We start from the raw sequence: 19541 nt of genomic DNA on the forward strand, positions 1-19541 counted from the left end.
TTATGGCTTTAATCAAGACGATAAAAGGACTCGCACCCAAATGGGGACGCGACTGCTATTTTAGTGAAAATGCCACCATCGTGGGCGAAGTGACCATGGGCGACGAGTGTTCTATATGGTTTAATGCGGTGGTAAGGGGCGATGTGGCTCCTATTACCATCGGCGACCGCACCAATGTGCAAGATGGTTCCTGTATTCATGTGACCCACGATACGGGTCCGACAGTGATTGGCAGCGATGTAACCATCGGTCATAACGTCACCGTTCATGCCTGCACCATCCACGACGGAGCACTCATTGGCATGGGATCAACACTGCTCGACGGATGTGAAGTGGGCGAGGGAGCTATCGTGGCTGCCGGTGCATTGGTGCTCCAAAACACGAAGATAGGACCTCACGAGATATGGGGTGGAGTGCCTGCCAAATATCTTAAACCTACGCGTCCGGGACAGACTGATAATGCCAAGCACTATGTGGAATACTCCAAATGGTATAAGGAGGAAAATCCAGATTGCCATTTCGGCAAACAAACAGAATGATCATGAACATCGGAAAGACGCTGCTGACGGTATTTGCCATGATGGTTGTCATGGCGAAAGTACAAGCCCAGCCCGCTCCCTACGAATGGACTTCGCCAAGCAGCAATGCCTCGCAGTCGATGCCGTGTGGCGGAGGTGATGTGGGCATGAACGTCTGGGTGGAACAGGGTGATGTGCTCTTCTACCTCTCGCGCAGCGGCTGTTTCGATGAAAACAATAGTTTGCTGAAGCTCGGACGCTTCCGCATTCATCTCTCGCGACCATTCAATACTACTGCCTTCCGCCAGCGGTTGGTGTTGCAGGAAGGCTATTGTGAAGTGACCGACGGTAGTCAGACCGTATTGATATGGGCGGATGTGGAGAAACCCGTGGTACATGTGGAGATGACCGACAAGCAGGGCAACTGTCAGGCAGAGGTATCGTATGAGTCGTGGAGAACCCATGACAGGCTGCTTGGCAAGCGTGGTCGTTTCCAAACTTCCTATAAATTTGCTGCTCCTAAAACGCTTGTCACAAGGCGCGACAGTATTCTGAAGGCTGCGGACAAGCTGATATTCTTCCATCATAACAGTGATGTGACCATCTTCGATGCTACGGTGAAGCAGCAGAAAATGGAGACGGTGAAACAACAGATGTATAATCCTTTGGCGAAACTGACCTTCGGTGGACAACTGACAGGCGACGGCTTTGTGTTTGACAGTCATTCTACAGGGCAATATGCCAGTACCGACTATGAGCGATGGACCTATCGCTCGACCAGAAAAGCATCGCGCCAAGCGGTTATGATTGCTATGGCTACGTGTCAGGGAACCATGGCGCAATGGATGCAACAACTGGCACAAACCACGAAAACCGTCAATCAGAAACGTGACAAGAAAGTCGCTCGGCAGTGGTGGCGGCAGTTCTGGCAACGCAGTTTCGTAGAGGGCAACGTTCCCGCCGTGCGCAACTATACCTTGTTCCGCTATATGTTAGGGTGCAACAGTCGTGGCGAATGGCCTACAAAATTCAACGGCGGACTCTTTACTTTCGATCCGGAATATGTGGAAAAGGCTCCCGAATATCGCATCACACCCGACTACCGCAACTGGGGCGGTGGTGTGCATACGGCACAAAACCAACGGTTGGTGTATTGGCCGATGCTGAAAAACGGCGATTATGATGTGCTTAAACCACAACTCGACTTCTATCTTCGCATCTATCGCAATGCAGAATTGCGGTCGAAGGTGTATTGGAACCATGGCGGTGCGTGTCTCACAGAACAGGTGGAAAACTATGGTTTGCCTTGTTTGCCAGAGTATGGCACGAAGCGTCCCGATGACTTTGACCCTGGCATGGAGCGCAATGCGTGGTTGGAATACGAATGGGACACCTGCTTGGAGTTTTGCATGATGGCGCTGGAGGCGCATCGCTATTCGGGTATGGATATCTCCGACTATGTGCCGATGATACGATCATGTCTCCGCTTCTTCGATGAACACTATCAGTATCTGGCACGCAAACGCAGTGCAAAGACGCTCGATGGAAATGGAAAACTGGTGCTCTATCCCGGAAGTGGATGTGAGACTATCAAGGGTGCCTATAATTCTACTTCTACTATTGCGGCTTTGCGCACCGTGACCACAGCACTCATTGACTATCTGGGTGGCGACTCGCTGCTCGCTGACTTCTATCAGCGATTGCCGGAGATTACGGTTCGCGATGGAAAAATTGCTCCTGCCGTACATTATGAAAGGGTGCAGAATGTGGAAACACCACAACTCTATCCGGTATTTCCATGGCGCATCTATGGCGTAGGACGCCCTGATATCGACGTGGCGAAACGCACCTATCAGGAAGATTCATTGGCGCTGAAGTTCCGAACGCACATCGGTTGGAAACAGGATGTGATATGGGCAGCATGTCTCGGCATGAGAGATGAGGCAAAAGGACTATTGGAAAAGAAACTTGCCGACGGTCCGCATCGCTTTCCGGCATTTTGGGGACCTGGCTATGATTGGACTCCTGACCACAACTGGGGCGGTTCGGGCATGATTGGCATGCAGGAAATGCTGTTGCAGGAAGTTGGTGATAAACTCTATATCTTCCCGGCATGGCCTGAAGAGTGGGATGTTCACTTCCGACTACATGCTGCTCATGGCACCATTGTTGAGGCTGAAATGAAAGGTGGAAAGGTGGTTTCGGTCAAAGTGACACCTGTCGAAAGACAGAAAGATGTGGTGAATGTATTGCAGTAGCCGTTGCAAGGATTCATGCAGACACCAGTTTGTTGTCGTGTGGTCGAATGGTGGTCGATCGGTGGTCGAATGGTGGTCGTAAATCTGTACTGTATTTTTTGTGATTGATTGTAGGTCAATAAGATAGAAAAACAGGGTGGTCGATGGTCGAATATTTCGTGTGTCGCGTGCGCGTGCGCGATACATATATATAATGTGAACAAATACTTTTCTTGATTTAACCACTATGCTTCATGGTTTATGGAGCTTAGAAACTATGGTGTGTTCCGTTGATAAGCAACATTTCCTATATAACAAAGAAAAGGTCCTGACGGCATGGTCAGGACCTTTGAACAATAGTTCGTGTAAGTTATGAATTAGAGGTTGGGGTTCATTTCCTTCCATTCAGCAACGGGAGGAACGATGCCCAATTCTACGATCTCGTCGCGCATCTTGCAAAGGTGCTCGTAAGACTTGGCGAGTGAAGCCATCTCCTCTTCTGTACCAGCAGGCTCAACAAAGTGAACACCAGTCTTGTCGATGGTAGAAGGCATAGCCATCATCACGTTCTTGAAACCACACTTGTCGCAGTTTACATAGCAACCAGCAGGCAGAGTGAACTTCTCACCACCCATAGCAGCCTCAATCATCTTCACTGCATTGTAGGCAGGGCTCTGGAATGAGCTACGACCACGGAGCTTGATGATGTTTGAACCACCCTGTACGGTGTGGTGCTTGATCTCTTCCCAACGCTCAGCTGAGAGACCCATCTCTGAGAGAGGTTTGCCGTCAACCTTAACCTGAGAAGCGAATACTGCCATCTGCTCACCGTGACCACCATAGGTGTGAGCACCGGTAACCTTATCCTGCTGAACACCGAACTCCAGTGCGAGAGCCTGCTGCAGACGGGTTGAGTCAAGAGCAGCAAGTGAAGTCAGCTGGTTGGGTTTCAGACCTGAGTGGATAAGAGCAGTAAGAGCTGTTACGTCAGCGGGGTTGAAGATAACAACAACGTGCTCCACTTCGGGGCAGTACTTCTTGATGTTGTCACCAAACTCAGCAGCGATCTGGCAGTTACCTTTCAGCAGATCCTCGCGAGTCATACCGTCTTTACGGGGAGCACCACCAGAAGAGATGATGTATTTAGCACCTGTGAAAGCCTCTTCGGGATTAACAGTGTAAGTAACGTTAGCACCTGCGAAAGCGCACTGCTGAATTTCGTCGAATACACCATGAACACCTGGCTCATAGATATCGTACAGACAGATGTTAGGAGTCAGACCGAGCATCAAAGCGCTCTGTACCATGTTTGAACCAATCATACCGCCGGCACCGACGATCAAAAGCTTGTCATTTGATAAATATTCCATAGTTGTTTTTTATTAATGATGTTTGTTCTTCTTTCGATGCAAAGTTAGCAAAAAAACTTATTATATGAAACACTTTAATTGCAATTTAATGTTATAAAAATTAAAATATCATACGTTTGTAAACTCCATGTGGCATAATGAGCCTGTTATTTTGTATCTTTGCCTATGAATAACTGAAATACTAATGATGAACCCTAAAACGCTCATATATATAATAGGTGTATTAATATTATATTCTTGCCACGGAAAGCAGATGCGTAGCGAACTGCAACGGATAGATTCGCTTAATCAAACTGGTGCAAAACTGGATACTGTGACATCGTTACAGAATATGGTTATGTGGTTTGATAAATGGGGGACTTCTAATGAAAAAATGGCAGCACATTATTTAATGGGTCGTTCGGCTTATGATAAAGGCGATATGCCTAAAGCGCTTGTCTGTTTCCGACAAGCGATGGAGTATGCTGACACCATGTCTGCTGAATGTGATTTTAAAAGGTTGAGTCGGGTCTATGGACAGATAGCGGAGGTGTATCATCAACAACGTGTACCTCAGATGGAACTTGATGCAGAGAAAAAGGCAGTTGATTATGCTTGGCGCGCTAAAGATTCATTGTCTGCATGGATGTTTTATTCTTATCTTGCTCCAGTGTTTAATATGCTGAACCAACCTGACTCTGCATTGTACTATAGTAGAAGAGCATCTGCCATGTTGCGAGCTATGGGGCATGAATCAATTGCTGCGGCAATGGAAATTGATGTGGCTGCTTTTGAATTGCAACGGCGGAATTATCCAGAGGTCATACGCATACTGAATGAATATGAAAAGCATTCTGGTTTCTTTGATCAGAAAGGGAATGTCGAAAGAGGAAAAGAACTCTATTATGTATATCGAGGAAAGTATTACCAATATACAGGCCATTCGGATAGTGCGGTCTTGTATTATCGTAAAGCATTACGTCCATGGGCATCATTCAGTGCCAAAGTAAATGCGTATAAAGGGCTAATGGACTATTTTCAACAACAAAAGCAAGAGGATTCTATTGTAAAATATGCAAAGTTGTATTGTCAAACTAATGATACTGCTAATCTCATTCATTCTGGCGATGAGATTGTAAGGGCTACTGCTATTTATAACTATGAAGATAGTCAGCATAAGGCAATGAAAGCAACGAAAAAGACTAAGCACTATCGATTTGTTACGGGTATAGTAGTTGTTGCGTTTGTGTGTTTGACAGGGCTTCTGTGTGTGTTCGTCCGACGCCGTAGAAGAATTGTGCAACAACATAGAAATACTATTCGTGAGAGATATATGCAGTTGACTACTGAATATAATAAAGTAGTGGAGGAACTGAATCAATCGCGATTGGGATTGGAGGAATTCCAAAAGAATAAAAAACAGGAGTTAGAAAAACTTCGTCAGGAATTGGTGCGCTATGTAGATTCAGAGATGAAACAGACAGAATGGAATGATGAAATGGCGTTGTTGCATAGTCCGATAGTATGTCAGTTTCATAAAAATGCATCGCGTGCATTTGTGCCTTCGCAGATGGAATGGATAGAACTCGAAAAGGTGATTAAACAGGATCTTCCGCAATTCACAGAGGTTTTATACGACAAAAGACATATGATGTCTGAAAAGGAACAGATGACTTGTGTGTTGACTCGTCTTCATTTTACTCCTGCAGAAATGTCTGTTCTGATGGGTGTCACTAAACAACGAGTGGCTAATCTTCGCAGTGATGCGAATCGAAAGTTGTTTGGAGAAAAAAGTGCAAAGACACTAAAAAAGAACATTATGCGACTTGGATAAGTAAAAGATGTAATAAATGTATTTTATCTGATAACGCTTTGATAATTAAACAGTAAAGCCTCTGTTACTGGTTGACGCATGTAAAAGATGTACTTCTTTTTCTTGCTTAAAAAATAAAAACAAACTACCTTTACCGACGAAAACTAAAACTGTAATGTCAATCTGTGGGCGTCAGGTACGCACAGATTCCAATCATAGATGAAGCAAAATGTAGCTGATTTTGTTGCATAATGGAGGCGAGGGTATCCCAATCTCGGATAGAAACCGGTTAATTGTCGACTGTAAACTAGACGGGAAGTTTGAAAACTTAAACAGATAAAAACAAAAAATGAAAAAGAAACTAATTTCGTTGCTGTTGCTACTTGGTATAGGTATAGCCTTCCCTGTTGTGGCATCAGCACAAACAGAGGTTGTCGTAACTAAACAACGTGTTACAGGCTGTACAATTATAGAGATATATGAAGACGGAAAGGTTGTTAGTGTTTATTATAGATATGATAACTTAGAATAATAACAATTGCTTTTGTGTGGACGGAATTAATCCGTCCACATTAATCGATTTTAAACAATGAAGTTGAAATTATTGGTTTTGATAATCCTTTTGCTTGATAGCATTGGTGCATCGTGTGGCAAATTATTAGATGTTACACGGCTGATGGTATATTATGACGTAAGGTTGAAAATATTGGTAGAAGATAAAGAAAAAGTTGAAACTGATGCTGTTTTGGAAATTGGCAATCAATATTCTTCTTTTTTTAGTAAGCAATATAGACGTAGAGTAGATGCTCAGGATTCAATCAATGCAATGGGACTGTCGGGTATGGAAATGACAAAGGCCTTGTTAAGATATGGTGAAAGTCATGCTGGACTTATCAAGAAGATGCCGTTTGCTGTATATAAACACTATCCACAAGAAGCGAAACTGACTTACACTAATGAGATTTTTGAGTATAATTATTACTATGAACAGGAGCTACCTGCCATTGACTGGCAGATGCAGAATGCAGATTCTGTAGTGTGTGGCTATTCTTGCAGCAAAGCTGTGGGGGAGTGGCGAGGCCGTAGATGGACAGTATGGTACTCAATGGATATTCCAATAGATGATGGACCTTGGAAACTCCAAGGCTTGCCAGGCTTGATACTCCATGCCGAAGATGCTCAGGGCGACTTCTTTTTTACTTGTGTGGGCATTGAAGAAAAGCGCTCTCCAATAATCTTGTGGGGTGACCATATGCGTAAGTGTACTCCCGAATGGTTTCAACGTGAGATTACGGAGTTTTGGAAGGATCAAAGTGGTTATGTGAGTTTCCGTAACGGAATGCCTAAGCCAGACTATAGTAATACAGATTTTCGTCCTCAATCATTTACACCCTGCTTGATGGAAAATTATAAATAAAAAAATGATAAGACTTGTTTGTTTGATAGTTATATTATTATCGTCACTTCCAACGTGGGCACAAGATGATAAAGAGGAAAAAATACCGTTGTATTATGATGATGAAACTGAATTGAAGGGGGGACGTCCCCGTACAGTTTTCCTCATTCCTAAACTATATAAGAAAGGAAATTTGATATATCTAAGAACTAATGAGGACAGATGTTCTGTGAAGTTAACGATAATTTCAGTTGATAATAATATGTCCTTATTAAAAGAGGTATATGCTTTTGGTTATGTAGAATGTGAACTCCCTGAGGACATCAGAGGTTCTTTTGTTATACAGGTAGTAATAGAAGGGTCTTTATTATACGGACATGTGCAATTATAGAAATATATCTTTTCTTGATGGAAAACTATGAGTAAGAGTTGGATAAGGTGTGTTTGGTTGGCAATCGTGTTACTGTTATTACCTCTTATGGCATGGTCGCAGAGGTATGAGGGACGAGTGACCGATGATCAGGGACAACCTATCAAATCAGTATCCGTATTGCTCTTGGGCGAGAGCAATAGACCGGTGTGCTTTACCAAAACACAGGCAGACGGATTGTTTCGGGTTTCTGTGCCACAAGGAAAGCCTGCAAAAAACATCATGTTCTCTTGTTTGAACTATGCCAAAGATACCCTGTCGCTCTCAATGTTCCGACAAGGGCAGACCGTCATACTGAAAGAACAAACAACGGAAATAAAAAACGTGGTGGTGAAATCGTCGAGGATACGCCAAACAGGAGATACACTCGATTATATGGTGAATAGTTTTCGACAGAAACAAGACCGAACCATTGCTGACGTACTTCGTAAGATGCCAGGTATTGATGTAGATAAAAACGGAGCAATATCTTATCAAGGAACGAGAATAAACAAATTCTATATCGAGGGAATGGATTTGCTGGGTGCTAAATACGTACAAGCATCAGAGAACCTGCCTGCTGATTATGTGAAGAAAGTACAGGTGATGGAACATCATCAACCTGTAAAGATGTTGCGTGATGTGGTCTTTTCTGAACAAGCAGCATTAAACCTTGTACTGACAGATAGTGCAAAGAATGTATGGCAGGGCATGGCTGATGTGGCAGCAGGAACGACTGCAAACTCCGGAAACGAATGGCTTGGTGATGTGAAACTGACGGAGATGCTCTTTGCTCGTATGAAGCAGAGTGTCTCGATGTATAAGTATAACAATACTGGAAAAGATATTGGAAAAGAAATCAATGCCATTGCAATACTTGATGATGGAGCACCGACAGAACGTGAAGTGGTACAAGGAGTGGAAGTCAATACCCCGCCACTTGACGACCATCGCACATTATTCAACGAAACTCATGTATTTGCAACCAACTGGCTTCTTAAGCCATCGGCGGATGCGGACTTCCGTATCCAAATAGATGGTAAAACGGATCATACGAAATGGGGACAACATACCGAAACATTCTATGTAGATGTAGATGATGGTAAAATGGTGGTTGAAGAGATGGCTGCTTATCGCAACAGGAGTCAACTGTCTGCTGACGCCACCTATCAATTGAACGGTGACCATATTTATCTGACCAATACCATGAAGGGCTTTCTCCATGTGGAAAACAGCAGAGGTAATACCCAGTGGAATAATCAACCGGTTACGGTTCGCACCAAACCACGCCGCTATTATCTTAACGACCGTCTGCACTTGATCCGTCGGTTGCAGGGCAATGGCTCGGTTTCGGCATCGGCTTATGTGTCGGCGAATCATCTGCCCAGTAGGATGGTGGTGACAAACGGAACGCTTCAATATCTTGATGCGGACAGTTGGTTCTGGGGAGCATCAGTCGACAGAAAGTATCGTTTGTGGGGACTGCAACTGGGTCATGCCATCGATTATCAGGCTAAACAACAGCGAGGAACATCAACCTTCCAAGCGTTGACATCCGACTTCTGCTTTGAAACGCATCAAGTGAAAGTTGTCAATACAGTCAGTTACAACCGTAAATCATGGAAGTTGAATGTGAATGTGGGAGTGGTGTGGCTTGGTCAGCGCCTTGATAGTGTTCGGTTGAATCGATCCATTTTGGATATTAACTTGCAGGCGATCTGGCAGCCTACATCGCGTTGGCAGTTTTCGTCAACCTATCGGCAGACAGTTTTGCCTATTGATGGATGGAATACTACGGGCATGTCTTACTACACCACCTATTATTTGCGCCATCAAGGACCAAATGGTATAGTGGTTCCAGTGACTCGTAATATATCGTTTGCCATCAAGTATAAAGATGTGATGAAAGGATATTTTGCTTCTGTCCATGTGCAATGGAATCATAAGAACCATCAGCGCCTCTATCGTCATAGCATCGACGAAGCAGGTTACCATAGTATGGCCACCTCTATGGAAACGGATATGGACGGATGGAACATCCTTTCGCGACTGTCAAAGACCTTGCGGTGGTCGCGCATGTTCATGTCTTTATCATGTCATTGGAACTGTAATACGGGGCGCATACTATTAAATGAAGAATGTGTAGGCAATAGGAATGCCATGTTGACAACCAACTTTCATCTGGCGCTTCAACCCAGTGATTGGTTATCGTTGACTGCTGATTCCTATTGGTTGCAGTCTGTGCAACATCAGGATGTGAATGGCGGTGTGAGTTCAACGCATAATTCTTTTGCTCATCTGTTGAAGATTTATGTAATGCCTGGACGTTGGCGTTTGGAATGGAACAACGAATTCTATCATAGTAACGATGGATCGGTATCGGCTAATTATTTTGCTGATGTGCGCTGCTTCTACAAAAGTATGATGTGGGAAGCAGGTGTGGAATTGAATAATGTGTTTGACCGTTCTAACTACCAATGGTTCAGATTGTCAGCAAACCGACGTGTTACCGTCATAAACCCTTTGCGTTCGAGAGAACTCATGTTTAGACTGAAATTCAGTTTCTAATATTTCAGATGGTGACGAAACACCATTATTCCCTTATATGAAAATGCAATTCGCAGAACCTGCGTATCTTTGCAGCAATAAATCGAAGAAAGAAATGAAAAGAATTGCATTTACTGTATGGTTGACAGTAGTAAGTATGATGGCCATGGCAACCCATTTGCCTGATGTGGAAGGAACCGTGGTCGATGAACAAGGACAACCCCTTGAGTTCGTGAATGTGGTATTGCTTTCAGAAGGTGATTCCGCCTTTGTGCAAGGTGCAACAACTGATGCAACAGGACATTTCCTTATCAAAACACCAGAAAACCATGGTGTGCTAAAAGTGACCAGCGTGGGCTATAAGACGACATTTGCCAATACCCATACCTTTGGAGGACGTGTCGTGCTAAAGGATGATGCGAAGATGTTGCAGGAAGTGACCGTGAAAGGAAGTCTGCCCAAAACCAAACTCACGGGAAACTCGATGGTGACTGCCATACAGGGAACGGTATTGGAGAAATCGGGTTCGGCAAAAGAAATGTTGTCGAAAGTGCCGGGTATGACATTGAAGGGCGATGCTTTGGAAGTGTTGGGGAAAGGCACACCTATTTATTATATTAACGGTAGAAAGATGCAAAATGCCGATGAACTGACCAGATTGCGTAGCGAGGAAATCAAGGAAGTGGAGGTGATTACCAATCCGGGTGCACAGTATGATGCTACTGTGACGGCTGTGGTGCGCATCAAGACAATACGCAGACAGGGCAATGGATTCGGCTTTGATCTGACTGCCAATTCGCAGAACGACCTGCGATATGGGTATTGGGATGGATCGAGTACGCTGAATATGCGGTATCGCTATAAAGCCTTTGAGCTCTTTGGCATGATGAACGGATGGAAACATGATCAGATGAATGATAGTGCGCCCCACCAGTGGAGCTATTATCGTAGTGGCGACCAACTGACTGGCATCGATCAAAACACCCGACTGCTCAACCACTGGACGGGAAAAGGTTTGGGCTGGAACGTGGGATTCAACTTGCAACTGGCAGAAAACCATACCGTGGGTATGCGCATCGAACAACATAAGAACTATGATTCGGGCTATGATGCATGGCAGAAAACCTATATGACGAAGATGATTGTGGGCAAGCCCGATAGCAAGGAAGAGACGAACAACGTGACAGAAGAACAACTCCATGAACACTATCCATACAACTGGGAAGGGAATGCCTTCTATAACGGTAAGGTGGGGAAACTCAATATCGACCTCAATATCGACTTCCTGACCAATAAGAAAGAGGAAAATGGTGATATTCAAGAAAGCGTCAATCTGGAGAATAACACGATGACGTCGGATAGTAAAACCACCAATCAGATGTTTGCCGACAAACTGGTGTTGGGCTATCCTGTATGGAAAGGTATGTTGCAGGTAGGGTCGGAGATGAGTCGGGTGACGCGACGGTCGTTCTATCAGATTACCATGGATGGCGTGCCTACCACAGATTCGAAGGTAAAGGAGAATAGTATTGCCGCATTTGTGGAGTATGCCTGTCAGATTCCTAAAGTGGGAAGCGTGAGTGCAGGACTGCGCTATGAGCATGTGGGATTTGACTATAAGGATAGGATAAACAATGACAACTCGTTGGAACGATACACCAACGATCTGTTTCCTTCCTTCTCTTGGGCAAACCAGTGGGGAGCGGTACAGACTTCGCTCAGCTATAGTATGAAGACACAACGTCCTAATTACTGGATGCTCAATGAGGCTGTTATCTATATCAATCCCTATTCGCTGCAAACGGGCGACCCTAAACTGAAGAATGCCAAGACTCACAGTATTGGTGCAAATGCGCGATGGAAATGGCTTAATCTGATGGCTAACTATGAACGGACTGACGATGCGCTGACTCAATGGTCGTATATCTATAATGATCAAGGTGTAATACTCGTCAAAAACCGTAACCTCGATGTGCCGGTGAGAAGTGTATCGGTATTCCTGACAGCATCGCCGACGTGGGGGTGCTACTCGCCGAGTTGGACTGTGGGTATGCGGAAATTCGACATGAAACAGACCTTGGCGGATCCTCGCGAAGCCAGTGGCGTGAGAACAGTACACTACAACCGACCATTGTTTGTGGCAAATCTGAATAATGTGTTTCGACTGCCTCATAAATGGCAACTGGAGTCTTATCTTTATTTCCAGCGTAAGGGCGACTACATGAACTTCCGATTGACGAACAATATATGTAATCTTGGATTTGTGGTGCAGAAGTGTTGGCTGAAAAACGATGCCCTGTGCTTGCGAGTAACCGTTGATGATGTGTTGCAGCGTACCCGACAGAAAGTCAATATGGATTGCGGCTATTATACCCTCAACCAAAATTCTGCACAGAGCAACCATCGGTTGAACATCTCGTTGCGCTATTCATTCAATGCCAGCGGAAGCAAATATAAAGGAACTGGTGCTGGAAAGGAGGCTGCAGGACGAATGGCGCAATAACTATCGTTTCCCTTTCTTGACTGTAGTGTCTCCCATCTGTTTCCTATATCGTTCGTAAATTGATTCGGACTTACTTGGGATTTACTTGGGACTTGTTCGGGACTTGTTCGGGACTTGTTCGGGACTTGTTCGGGAAATGATGCGCACAGGCATGGAAGGTGAATATGGGGCGAAAATTATGTCGAATGGTTTTGACGTGTAAATAAATAATGTCAAAATACGGAGTTTTTTGCCGTTACAGTATTACAGTATTACAGTTTTTGAAAACGGTTTTTAGTGCTCGAAATATGGATTTTTAGGGTTCTGGCAGGAAAATATGCTGCAAATCCATCGTTTTAGCTTTTTGAAAACTGTAATACTGTAATACTGTAACGCGTATGATATATTATACGAGTAAATAAATTTTCTACGATTGACGGTTTTGGCGCGTGGGCTAATCAAAAGAAAAATGAGTTTTTCTTTGTATTTCTCTCGGTTTGCACTACCTTTGACCTGTGGTCCAAGGTAGGCTGCACCTCGGAACCAAAAATAAATAATAGTATTTATTTTGTGTTTCTCTCGGTTTGCACTACCTTTGACCTGTGGTCCAAGGTAGGCTGCACCTCGGAACCAAAAATAAATAATAGTATTTATTTTGTGTTTCTCTCGGTTTGCACTACCTTTGTTGGAAAAATGAGAGATGATGAACAAAGAACTTATAGCTAAAAGACTGGAAATACTACGCGAGGAAATGCGCCGAGAACATCTGAGCGCATTCGTGTTTACTACGAGCGACCCACATCATAGCGAATATACTGCGGAACATTGGAAAGGACGCGAATGGATTAGTGGATTCAACGGTTCGGCGGGTACTGCGGTGGTCACACTGAAAAGTGCGGCACTATGGACCGACTCACGCTATTTCATTGCTGCCGAAGAACAACTGAAAGGAACAGAATACCAGTTGATGAAACTGAAAATGCCCGAAACACCAACAGTCGCACAATGGATAGGTAGCGAACTTGCCGACATGGACGATAAAGCCGTGGGAATAGATGGAATGACCAACGGAGTGGCTGAGGTGGAAAACTTGAAATCTCAACTCAAACAACTTGGGGGCATTACGCTGCATACAGCATGGGATCCCTTGCAGCGTATCTGGAAAGATAGACCGACCGTGCCTCTCTGTCCCGTAGAAATACAATCGATGGAATATGCGGGCGAAGAGGCTGCCTCAAAACTGAAACGAATAAGAAAAGCACTTCGGGAAAAACATGCAGACGGTATGTTGGTGGCTTCGCTGGATGATATTGCCTGGACGCTAAACCTCAGAGGCAACGACATCCATTGCTGTCCGCTATTCGTTTCGTTCCTGTTGATTGACACTCAAAGCGCCACCTTATTTATATATAAGGAGAAAGTAGGGGACGAGGTGAAGGCTTATCTCGCAAAACTCGGTGTGCGCATGGCAGACTATAATCAGGTGAAACAAGGACTGAAAGACTATCCGGAATATAACATTCTGATGGATCCTGATGAGGTTTGTTACACGCTCCGACAAGCGGTGACGCGTCCTGTCGTTGAGGCAGCATCGCCCATTCCCGCTATGAAAGCTGTGAAAAACGAGGCTGAACAGAACGGATTCCGATTGGCAATGCAACGAGACGGAGCTGCTTTGGTCAAGTTTCTGAAATGGATGGAAGAACAGACCATAGATGGAACAATGACAGAACTGACCGTTTCTGATCGACTGGAACAGCTACGGTCCGAACAGCCACTCTATCGCGGACTCTCTTTTGATACAATATCAGCATACGGACCACATGGAGCTATTGTGCACTATGAACCGACTCAAGAAACTGATGTGCCCTTGCAAAGGAAAAGTCTTCTGCTCATAGATAGTGGCGCACAATATCAGAACGGCACAACAGATATCACCAGAACATTGGCATTCGGAGAACTCACAGAAGAAGAACGGAAAGTTTATACGCTGGTGCTCAAAGGACACATACAGTTGCAGATGCTCATATTCCCCAAAGGAGCAAGCGGAACACAACTCGACGCTGTGGCACGTCGCGACCTCTGGCAACACGGATACAACTTCCTGCATGGCACAGGACACGGAGTGGGAAGCTTCCTCAATGTCCATGAAGGACCGCATCAGATTCGGATGGAATATGTGGCGCAACCGCTCTGCGAAGGAATGACCGTGACCGACGAACCGGGCATTTATCTCAAAGACCGTTTCGGCGTCAGAATCGAAAACACACTCCTTGTGGTTCCTGCTTTCCAAACCGAATGTGGCACCTTCCTGAAGTTTGAAACCCTCACGCTCTGTCCCATCGACAGACGCCCCATTATTCGCGAAATGATGTCGGAAGAAGAAATAGATTGGCTCAACCAATATCACCAAATGGTATATGACCGATTAGCACCAATACTTTCAGAAGATGAAAAAACATGGCTGAAAACAGCCACGAAACCGTTGTAAATGAGTGAAAATCACAAAAAAGCGAAAAAAAACTTGCTCAATTCGTAAATATGTTGTAATTTTGCACCCGCTTAATGGCAGAATAAAAAGTTTAACTAAAATAATAAAAACAAAAAGAACATGATTATTGTACCGGTAAAGGAAGGCGAGAACATCGAAAAGGCCCTCAAAAAGTTTAAGAGAAAGTTCGAAAAGACTGGCGTTGTGAAAGAACTCCGTCGTCGTCAACAGTTCGATAAGCCGTCTGTACTGAAGCGCCTCAAGATGGAACACGCTATTTACGTACAGAAGCTCCGCGCTACTGAAGAATAAAAAAGTAGAGCGAAAATTTGGTGGTTTGATATTTTTTGCGTAAATTCGTTGCCGAAATAAAAACTGTAATGCAACGAGTCTATGATCAAGAAATTCTTAAGCTACCTGCGCTATGAGAGGAATCGCTCCGAACTCACAGTGCGAAACTACGACAAGAGCCTTAGGGAATTCGAGTCGTATTTTAAACTTAGGGATAGTCAGCTCTCATGGGAGACAATAGACTCCGATGTCATCCGAGACTGGATGGAGAGCTTGATGGATAAAGGCGCCATGGCATCAACAGTGAATAACTGTTTGAGTGCCGTGCGTTCTTTTTATAGGTATGCACTTGCATACGGAATCGTTGCAGTAGATCCTTCGCACTACGTCAAAGGACCGAAGCTCAAAAAAACACTACCCAAATTCATACGCGAAAAAGATATGGATCGCCTCATGGATCAAGACAACATGTGGGGCGATTCGGTTAAAGACATGCGCGCGCGTACTATTATATTAACGCTATACTCTACAGGAATACGATTGGCAGAACTTATCGGACTTGATGTGAATGACGTTGATTTCGTCAATATGCAACTCAAAGTGACCGGTAAACGAGATAAACAGCGGGTCGTACCTTTCGGAAAAGAACTCTGCGAGACCTTGCAGCAGTATCTTCAAGTACGCGAAACGCTACCGCTGCGTGATACAGAAGCACTCTTTGTGAACGACAAAGGGCTGCGAGTGAGTAGGGGACAGGTGGAAAATATAGTGAGAAACAATCTCTCGAAAGTCACAACACAGCAGAAAAGATCACCACACGTGCTGCGACACTCCTTTGCTACCGCCATGCTGAATAATGGCGCAGAACTGGAAAGCGTGCGCAAACTGCTCGGACACGAGAGCATCGCAACAACGGAAATCTATACACACGCAACATTCGAACAATTGAAAAGCGTGTATGAAAAAGCCCATCCAAGGGCCTGATAAGTGAAATATAAATAGTATTAACCCTAAAAAATGGAGGTAACTATGGAAATTAAGATTCAAGCAATCCACTTTGATGCAACTGACAAACTGCAGGCATTCATCGAAAAGAAAACAGCAAAACTGGAAAAAACCTACGAAGATATCCAAGCCGTAGAAGTGGTATGCAAAGTTGTGAAGCCAGCAACAGCACAAAATAAAGAGGTGAGCATTACTGTTAATGTTCCGGGGAATAGAGTTTTCGTAGAGAAAGTAAGCGATACTTTTGAGGAAGCAACAGACCTTTGCGTCGATTCTTTGAAGGTTCAATTGCAGAAAATCAAAGAAAAAATGCGTAATCGATAAAAAAAATCGCGAAAAGTTTTGGTAATTAAAAAATAATGCCTACCTTTGCATCCGCTTTCCGACAGTTAGCAACTCCTTCGGGAGGTGGATGCTTAGAGAAGCCTCTTTAGCTCAGTTGGCCAGAGCACGTGATTTGTAATCTCGGGGTCGTTGGTTCGAATCCGACAAGAGGCTCAGAAAAAGAACAAGGTCACAAGCAATTTGATGGCAAGTTAAGGAGTAACGGAATTTTTTTTAATGGGTGGTTTCCAGAGCGGCCAAATGGGGCAGACTGTAAATCTGTTGTCTTTCGACTTCGGTGGTTCGAATCCATCACCACCCACTTCCGAATAGGAAGTCTATTGCGGAAATAGCTCAGTTGATAGAGCACTAGCCTTCCAAGCTGGGGGTCGCGGGTTTGAGCCCCGTTTTCCGCTCTAAGCCTGCTGTTATAGCTCAGTGGTAGAGCACTTCCTTGGTAAGGAAGAGGTCCCGAGTTCAAGTCTCGGTAACAGCTCTTGAGAAAACAAGATTTAAATCGAACATTCATTAATTATAATAACAAAGAAAAGCTATGGCTAAAGAGAATTTTGTGCGCACCAAACCGCACGTAAACATCGGTACTATCGGTCACGTTGACCATGGTAAGACCACTCTGACTGCTGCCATCTCTAAGGTTCTCCACGAGAAGGGTTTCGGTACAGAGGATGTTAAGTCTTTCGATCAGATTGACAATGCTCCTGAGGAAAAAGAGCGTGGTATCACCATTAACTCTGCCCACATCGAGTATGAGACCGCTAACCGTCACTACGCACACGTTGACTGCCCAGGACACGCTGACTATGTAAAGAACATGGTTACTGGTGCTGCTCAGATGGACGGTGCTATCCTTGTTGTTGCTGCAACTGATGGTCCTATGCCTCAGACACGTGAGCACGTTCTGCTCGCTCGTCAGGTGAACGTTCCACGTCTGGTTGTATTCCTGAACAAATGCGATATGGTTGAGGATGAGGAAATGCTCGAACTCGTTGAAATGGAAGTTCAAGAGATCCTCGCTCAGTACGATTTCGAAGAAGATACTCCTATCATCCGCGGTTCTGCACTTGGTGCATTGAACGGTGTTGAAAAATGGGTTGACAAAGTTATGGAGCTGATGGATACCTGTGATACTTGGATTCAGGAGCCTCCACGTGATACTGACAAACCTTTCTTGATGCCTATCGAGGACGTATTCTCAATCACAGGTCGTGGTACTGTTGCTACCGGTCGTATCGAAACTGGTGTTATCCACGTTGGTGACGAAGTTGAACTGCTCGGTCTTGGTGAAGACAAGAAGTCAGTTGTAACTGGTGTAGAAATGTTCCGTAAGATCCTTGATGAGGGTCGTGCTGGTGATAACGTAGGTCTGCTTCTCCGTGGTATCGATAAGAACGAGATCAAACGTGGTATGGTACTCTGCCATCCTGGACAGATCAAGCCTTTCAAGAAGTTCAAGGCTTCTATCTACGTTCTGAAGAAAGAAGAGGGTGGTCGTCACACTCCATTCGGAAACAAATATCGTCCTCAGTTCTATCTGCGTACCATGGACTGCACCGGTGAAATCACTCTTCCCGAGGGAGTTGAAATGGTAATGCCTGGTGACAACGTTGAGATCACTGTTGAGCTCATCTACGCTGTTGCTCTGAACCAGGGTCTGCGCTTCGCTATCCGCGAAGGTGGTCGCACCGTTGGTTCTGGTCAGATTACTGAAGTTTTCGAAGACTAATTCTAAGCAGTTTTTCTCTTACGAGACAAACTTTAGGAATTGACTATAAAGCCCCTGCTCTTCAGGGCAGGGGCTACTTACGGGAATAGCTCAGTTGGTAGAGCATCGGTCTCCAAAACCGAGGGTCGTGGGTTCGAGTCCTCCTTCCCGTGCTAAAACAAGAAGATATGTTTAAATCAATAGCAAATTACTGCAAGTCATGTTATGACGAACTCGTACATAAGGTGACATGGCCGACGCGTAAGGAATTGACACAAAGTGCTGTGTTGGTACTTACAGCTTCTTTGATTATTGCAATTATAGTATGGCTGATGGATATCGCATTCAAAGCCATCATGAGTTTAGTTTATCCCAACTAATTGTTAGATAATACATAAAGATGTCTGAGTCAGGAATGAATTGGTACGTCCTGCGTGCTGTAAGTGGAAAAGAAGGCAAAGTAAAAGAGTTCATCGAAGCTGCTAAGAAGCATAATGATGTGCTCAATGCTTCCGTTGGGGAAATCCTTCTGCCTACAGAGAAATATGCAATGATGCGCAATGGTAAGCGTGTTATTAAAGAAAAACTTTTCCTTCCGGGGTATGTCCTTATTCAGGCCCGCCTGCAAGGTGAAGTGGCACACATGCTTCGTTTCATTCCCAATGTACTTGGTTTTCTTGGTGGTTTGGATCACCCTGAAGTGGTGAGACAGGCCGATATCAACAGAATACTTGGTACAGCAGAGGAATCTTCCATTGAAAATACTGATGTTGCCATCCCATACAATGTGGATGATACTGTAAAGGTCATCGATGGTCCTTTCAGCGGATTCAGTGGTGTCATTGAAGAAGTTAACGCAGACAAACGCAAGTTGAAGGTAATGGTGAAGATCTTTGGAAGAAAAACACCACTCGAACTTGCATTCACACAAGTAGAGAAAGAATAGGACATAAGTT

16 protein-coding genes and 5 tRNA genes are annotated in these 19541 nt (G+C 44.6%); 20 read left to right on the forward strand and 1 reads right to left on the reverse strand.

What is annotated here, in order from left to right:
* Nucleotides 1-2: 2 nt before the first annotated feature.
* Both CIK96_RS09535 and CIK96_RS09540 read left to right on the forward strand, forming a co-directional pair.
* Nucleotides 3-539 (forward strand): gamma carbonic anhydrase family protein, encoded by a 537-nt coding sequence (locus tag CIK96_RS09535; RefSeq protein WP_094391119.1) that lies wholly within the window; start codon nt 3-5, stop codon nt 537-539.
* Entirely contained in the window at nt 536-2776 is a 2241-nt protein-coding gene (locus CIK96_RS09540; protein WP_371592614.1) for a DUF5703 domain-containing protein, read from the forward strand. The genes CIK96_RS09535 and CIK96_RS09540 overlap by 4 nt, the downstream gene beginning before the upstream one ends.
* Nucleotides 2777-3132: 356 nt before the next feature.
* Here the strand turns inward: CIK96_RS09540 and CIK96_RS09545 are convergent, their stop codons facing one another.
* Nucleotides 3133-4125 (reverse strand): malate dehydrogenase, encoded by a 993-nt coding sequence (locus tag CIK96_RS09545; RefSeq protein ID WP_094391120.1) that lies wholly within the window; start codon nt 4123-4125, stop codon nt 3133-3135.
* Nucleotides 4126-4309: 184 nt separating this feature from the next.
* Between CIK96_RS09545 and CIK96_RS09550 the strand changes: the two genes are divergently transcribed.
* The 18 genes from CIK96_RS09550 to nusG all read left to right on the forward strand — a co-directional run bounded on the left by CIK96_RS09550 (nt 4310) and on the right by nusG (nt 19531).
* Nucleotides 4310-5938 carry a hypothetical protein gene (locus tag CIK96_RS09550; RefSeq protein WP_094440471.1) on the forward strand — a complete coding sequence of 543 codons (1629 nt, stop codon included), beginning with the start codon at nt 4310-4312 and terminating at the stop codon, nt 5936-5938.
* Between the two features lie 328 nt (nt 5939-6266).
* Nucleotides 6267-6449, forward strand: a complete 183-nt coding sequence (locus tag CIK96_RS09555; protein ID WP_094440472.1) for a hypothetical protein — start codon at nt 6267-6269, stop codon at nt 6447-6449.
* Nucleotides 6450-6506: 57 nt separating this feature from the next.
* Complete coding sequence (locus CIK96_RS09560; RefSeq protein WP_094440473.1) at nt 6507-7334, forward strand: GLPGLI family protein; 828 nt, start codon at nt 6507-6509, stop codon at nt 7332-7334.
* Between the two features lie 4 nt (nt 7335-7338).
* Nucleotides 7339-7704, forward strand: coding sequence for a hypothetical protein (locus CIK96_RS09565; RefSeq protein WP_094440474.1), 366 nt, complete (start codon nt 7339-7341; stop codon nt 7702-7704).
* Between the two features lie 27 nt (nt 7705-7731).
* Nucleotides 7732-10290 carry a carboxypeptidase-like regulatory domain-containing protein gene (locus CIK96_RS09570; RefSeq protein WP_144007514.1) on the forward strand — a complete coding sequence of 853 codons (2559 nt, stop codon included), beginning with the start codon at nt 7732-7734 and terminating at the stop codon, nt 10288-10290.
* Nucleotides 10291-10384: 94 nt separating this feature from the next.
* Nucleotides 10385-12772, forward strand: coding sequence for an outer membrane beta-barrel family protein (locus CIK96_RS09575; RefSeq protein WP_158214857.1), 2388 nt, complete (start codon nt 10385-10387; stop codon nt 12770-12772).
* Nucleotides 12773-13451: 679 nt separating this feature from the next.
* Nucleotides 13452-15242: an aminopeptidase P family protein gene (locus tag CIK96_RS09580; protein WP_371592618.1), complete on the forward strand. Its 1791-nt coding sequence runs from the start codon at nt 13452-13454 to the stop codon at nt 15240-15242.
* A 120-nt stretch (nt 15243-15362) separates the two neighbouring features.
* A complete protein-coding gene (gene rpsU, locus CIK96_RS09585; protein WP_094391127.1) occupies nt 15363-15554 on the forward strand; it encodes a 30S ribosomal protein S21 in 192 nt (63 codons plus the stop codon).
* Between the two features lie 81 nt (nt 15555-15635).
* Nucleotides 15636-16517, forward strand: coding sequence for a site-specific tyrosine recombinase/integron integrase (xerA, locus tag CIK96_RS09590; RefSeq protein ID WP_094440477.1), 882 nt, complete (start codon nt 15636-15638; stop codon nt 16515-16517).
* A gap of 45 nt (nt 16518-16562) precedes the next feature.
* Complete coding sequence (hpf, locus tag CIK96_RS09595; RefSeq protein WP_094391299.1) at nt 16563-16862, forward strand: ribosome hibernation-promoting factor, HPF/YfiA family; 300 nt, start codon at nt 16563-16565, stop codon at nt 16860-16862.
* A 100-nt stretch (nt 16863-16962) separates the two neighbouring features.
* Nucleotides 16963-17036, forward strand: a tRNA-Thr gene (locus CIK96_RS09600).
* A gap of 65 nt (nt 17037-17101) precedes the next feature.
* A tRNA-Tyr gene (locus tag CIK96_RS09605) sits at nt 17102-17184 on the forward strand.
* A 21-nt stretch (nt 17185-17205) separates the two neighbouring features.
* Nucleotides 17206-17278 (forward strand) — tRNA-Gly (locus tag CIK96_RS09610).
* A gap of 8 nt (nt 17279-17286) precedes the next feature.
* A tRNA-Thr gene (locus tag CIK96_RS09615) sits at nt 17287-17358 on the forward strand.
* A gap of 57 nt (nt 17359-17415) precedes the next feature.
* Nucleotides 17416-18606, forward strand: coding sequence for an elongation factor Tu (gene tuf / locus CIK96_RS09620; RefSeq protein ID WP_094391129.1), 1191 nt, complete (start codon nt 17416-17418; stop codon nt 18604-18606).
* Nucleotides 18607-18685: 79 nt separating this feature from the next.
* Nucleotides 18686-18758, forward strand: a tRNA-Trp gene (locus CIK96_RS09625).
* A 15-nt stretch (nt 18759-18773) separates the two neighbouring features.
* A complete protein-coding gene (gene secE, locus CIK96_RS09630) occupies nt 18774-18965 on the forward strand; it encodes a preprotein translocase subunit SecE (protein WP_094391130.1) in 192 nt (63 codons plus the stop codon).
* 20 nt (nt 18966-18985) lie between these two features.
* Nucleotides 18986-19531 carry a transcription termination/antitermination protein NusG gene (nusG, locus tag CIK96_RS09635; RefSeq protein WP_094434376.1) on the forward strand — a complete coding sequence of 182 codons (546 nt, stop codon included), beginning with the start codon at nt 18986-18988 and terminating at the stop codon, nt 19529-19531.
* Nucleotides 19532-19541 lie beyond the last annotated feature (10 nt).

The sequence above is a fragment of the Prevotella sp. P4-98 genome (assembly GCF_002251405.1).
GTDB lineage: Bacteria > Bacteroidota > Bacteroidia > Bacteroidales > Bacteroidaceae > Prevotella.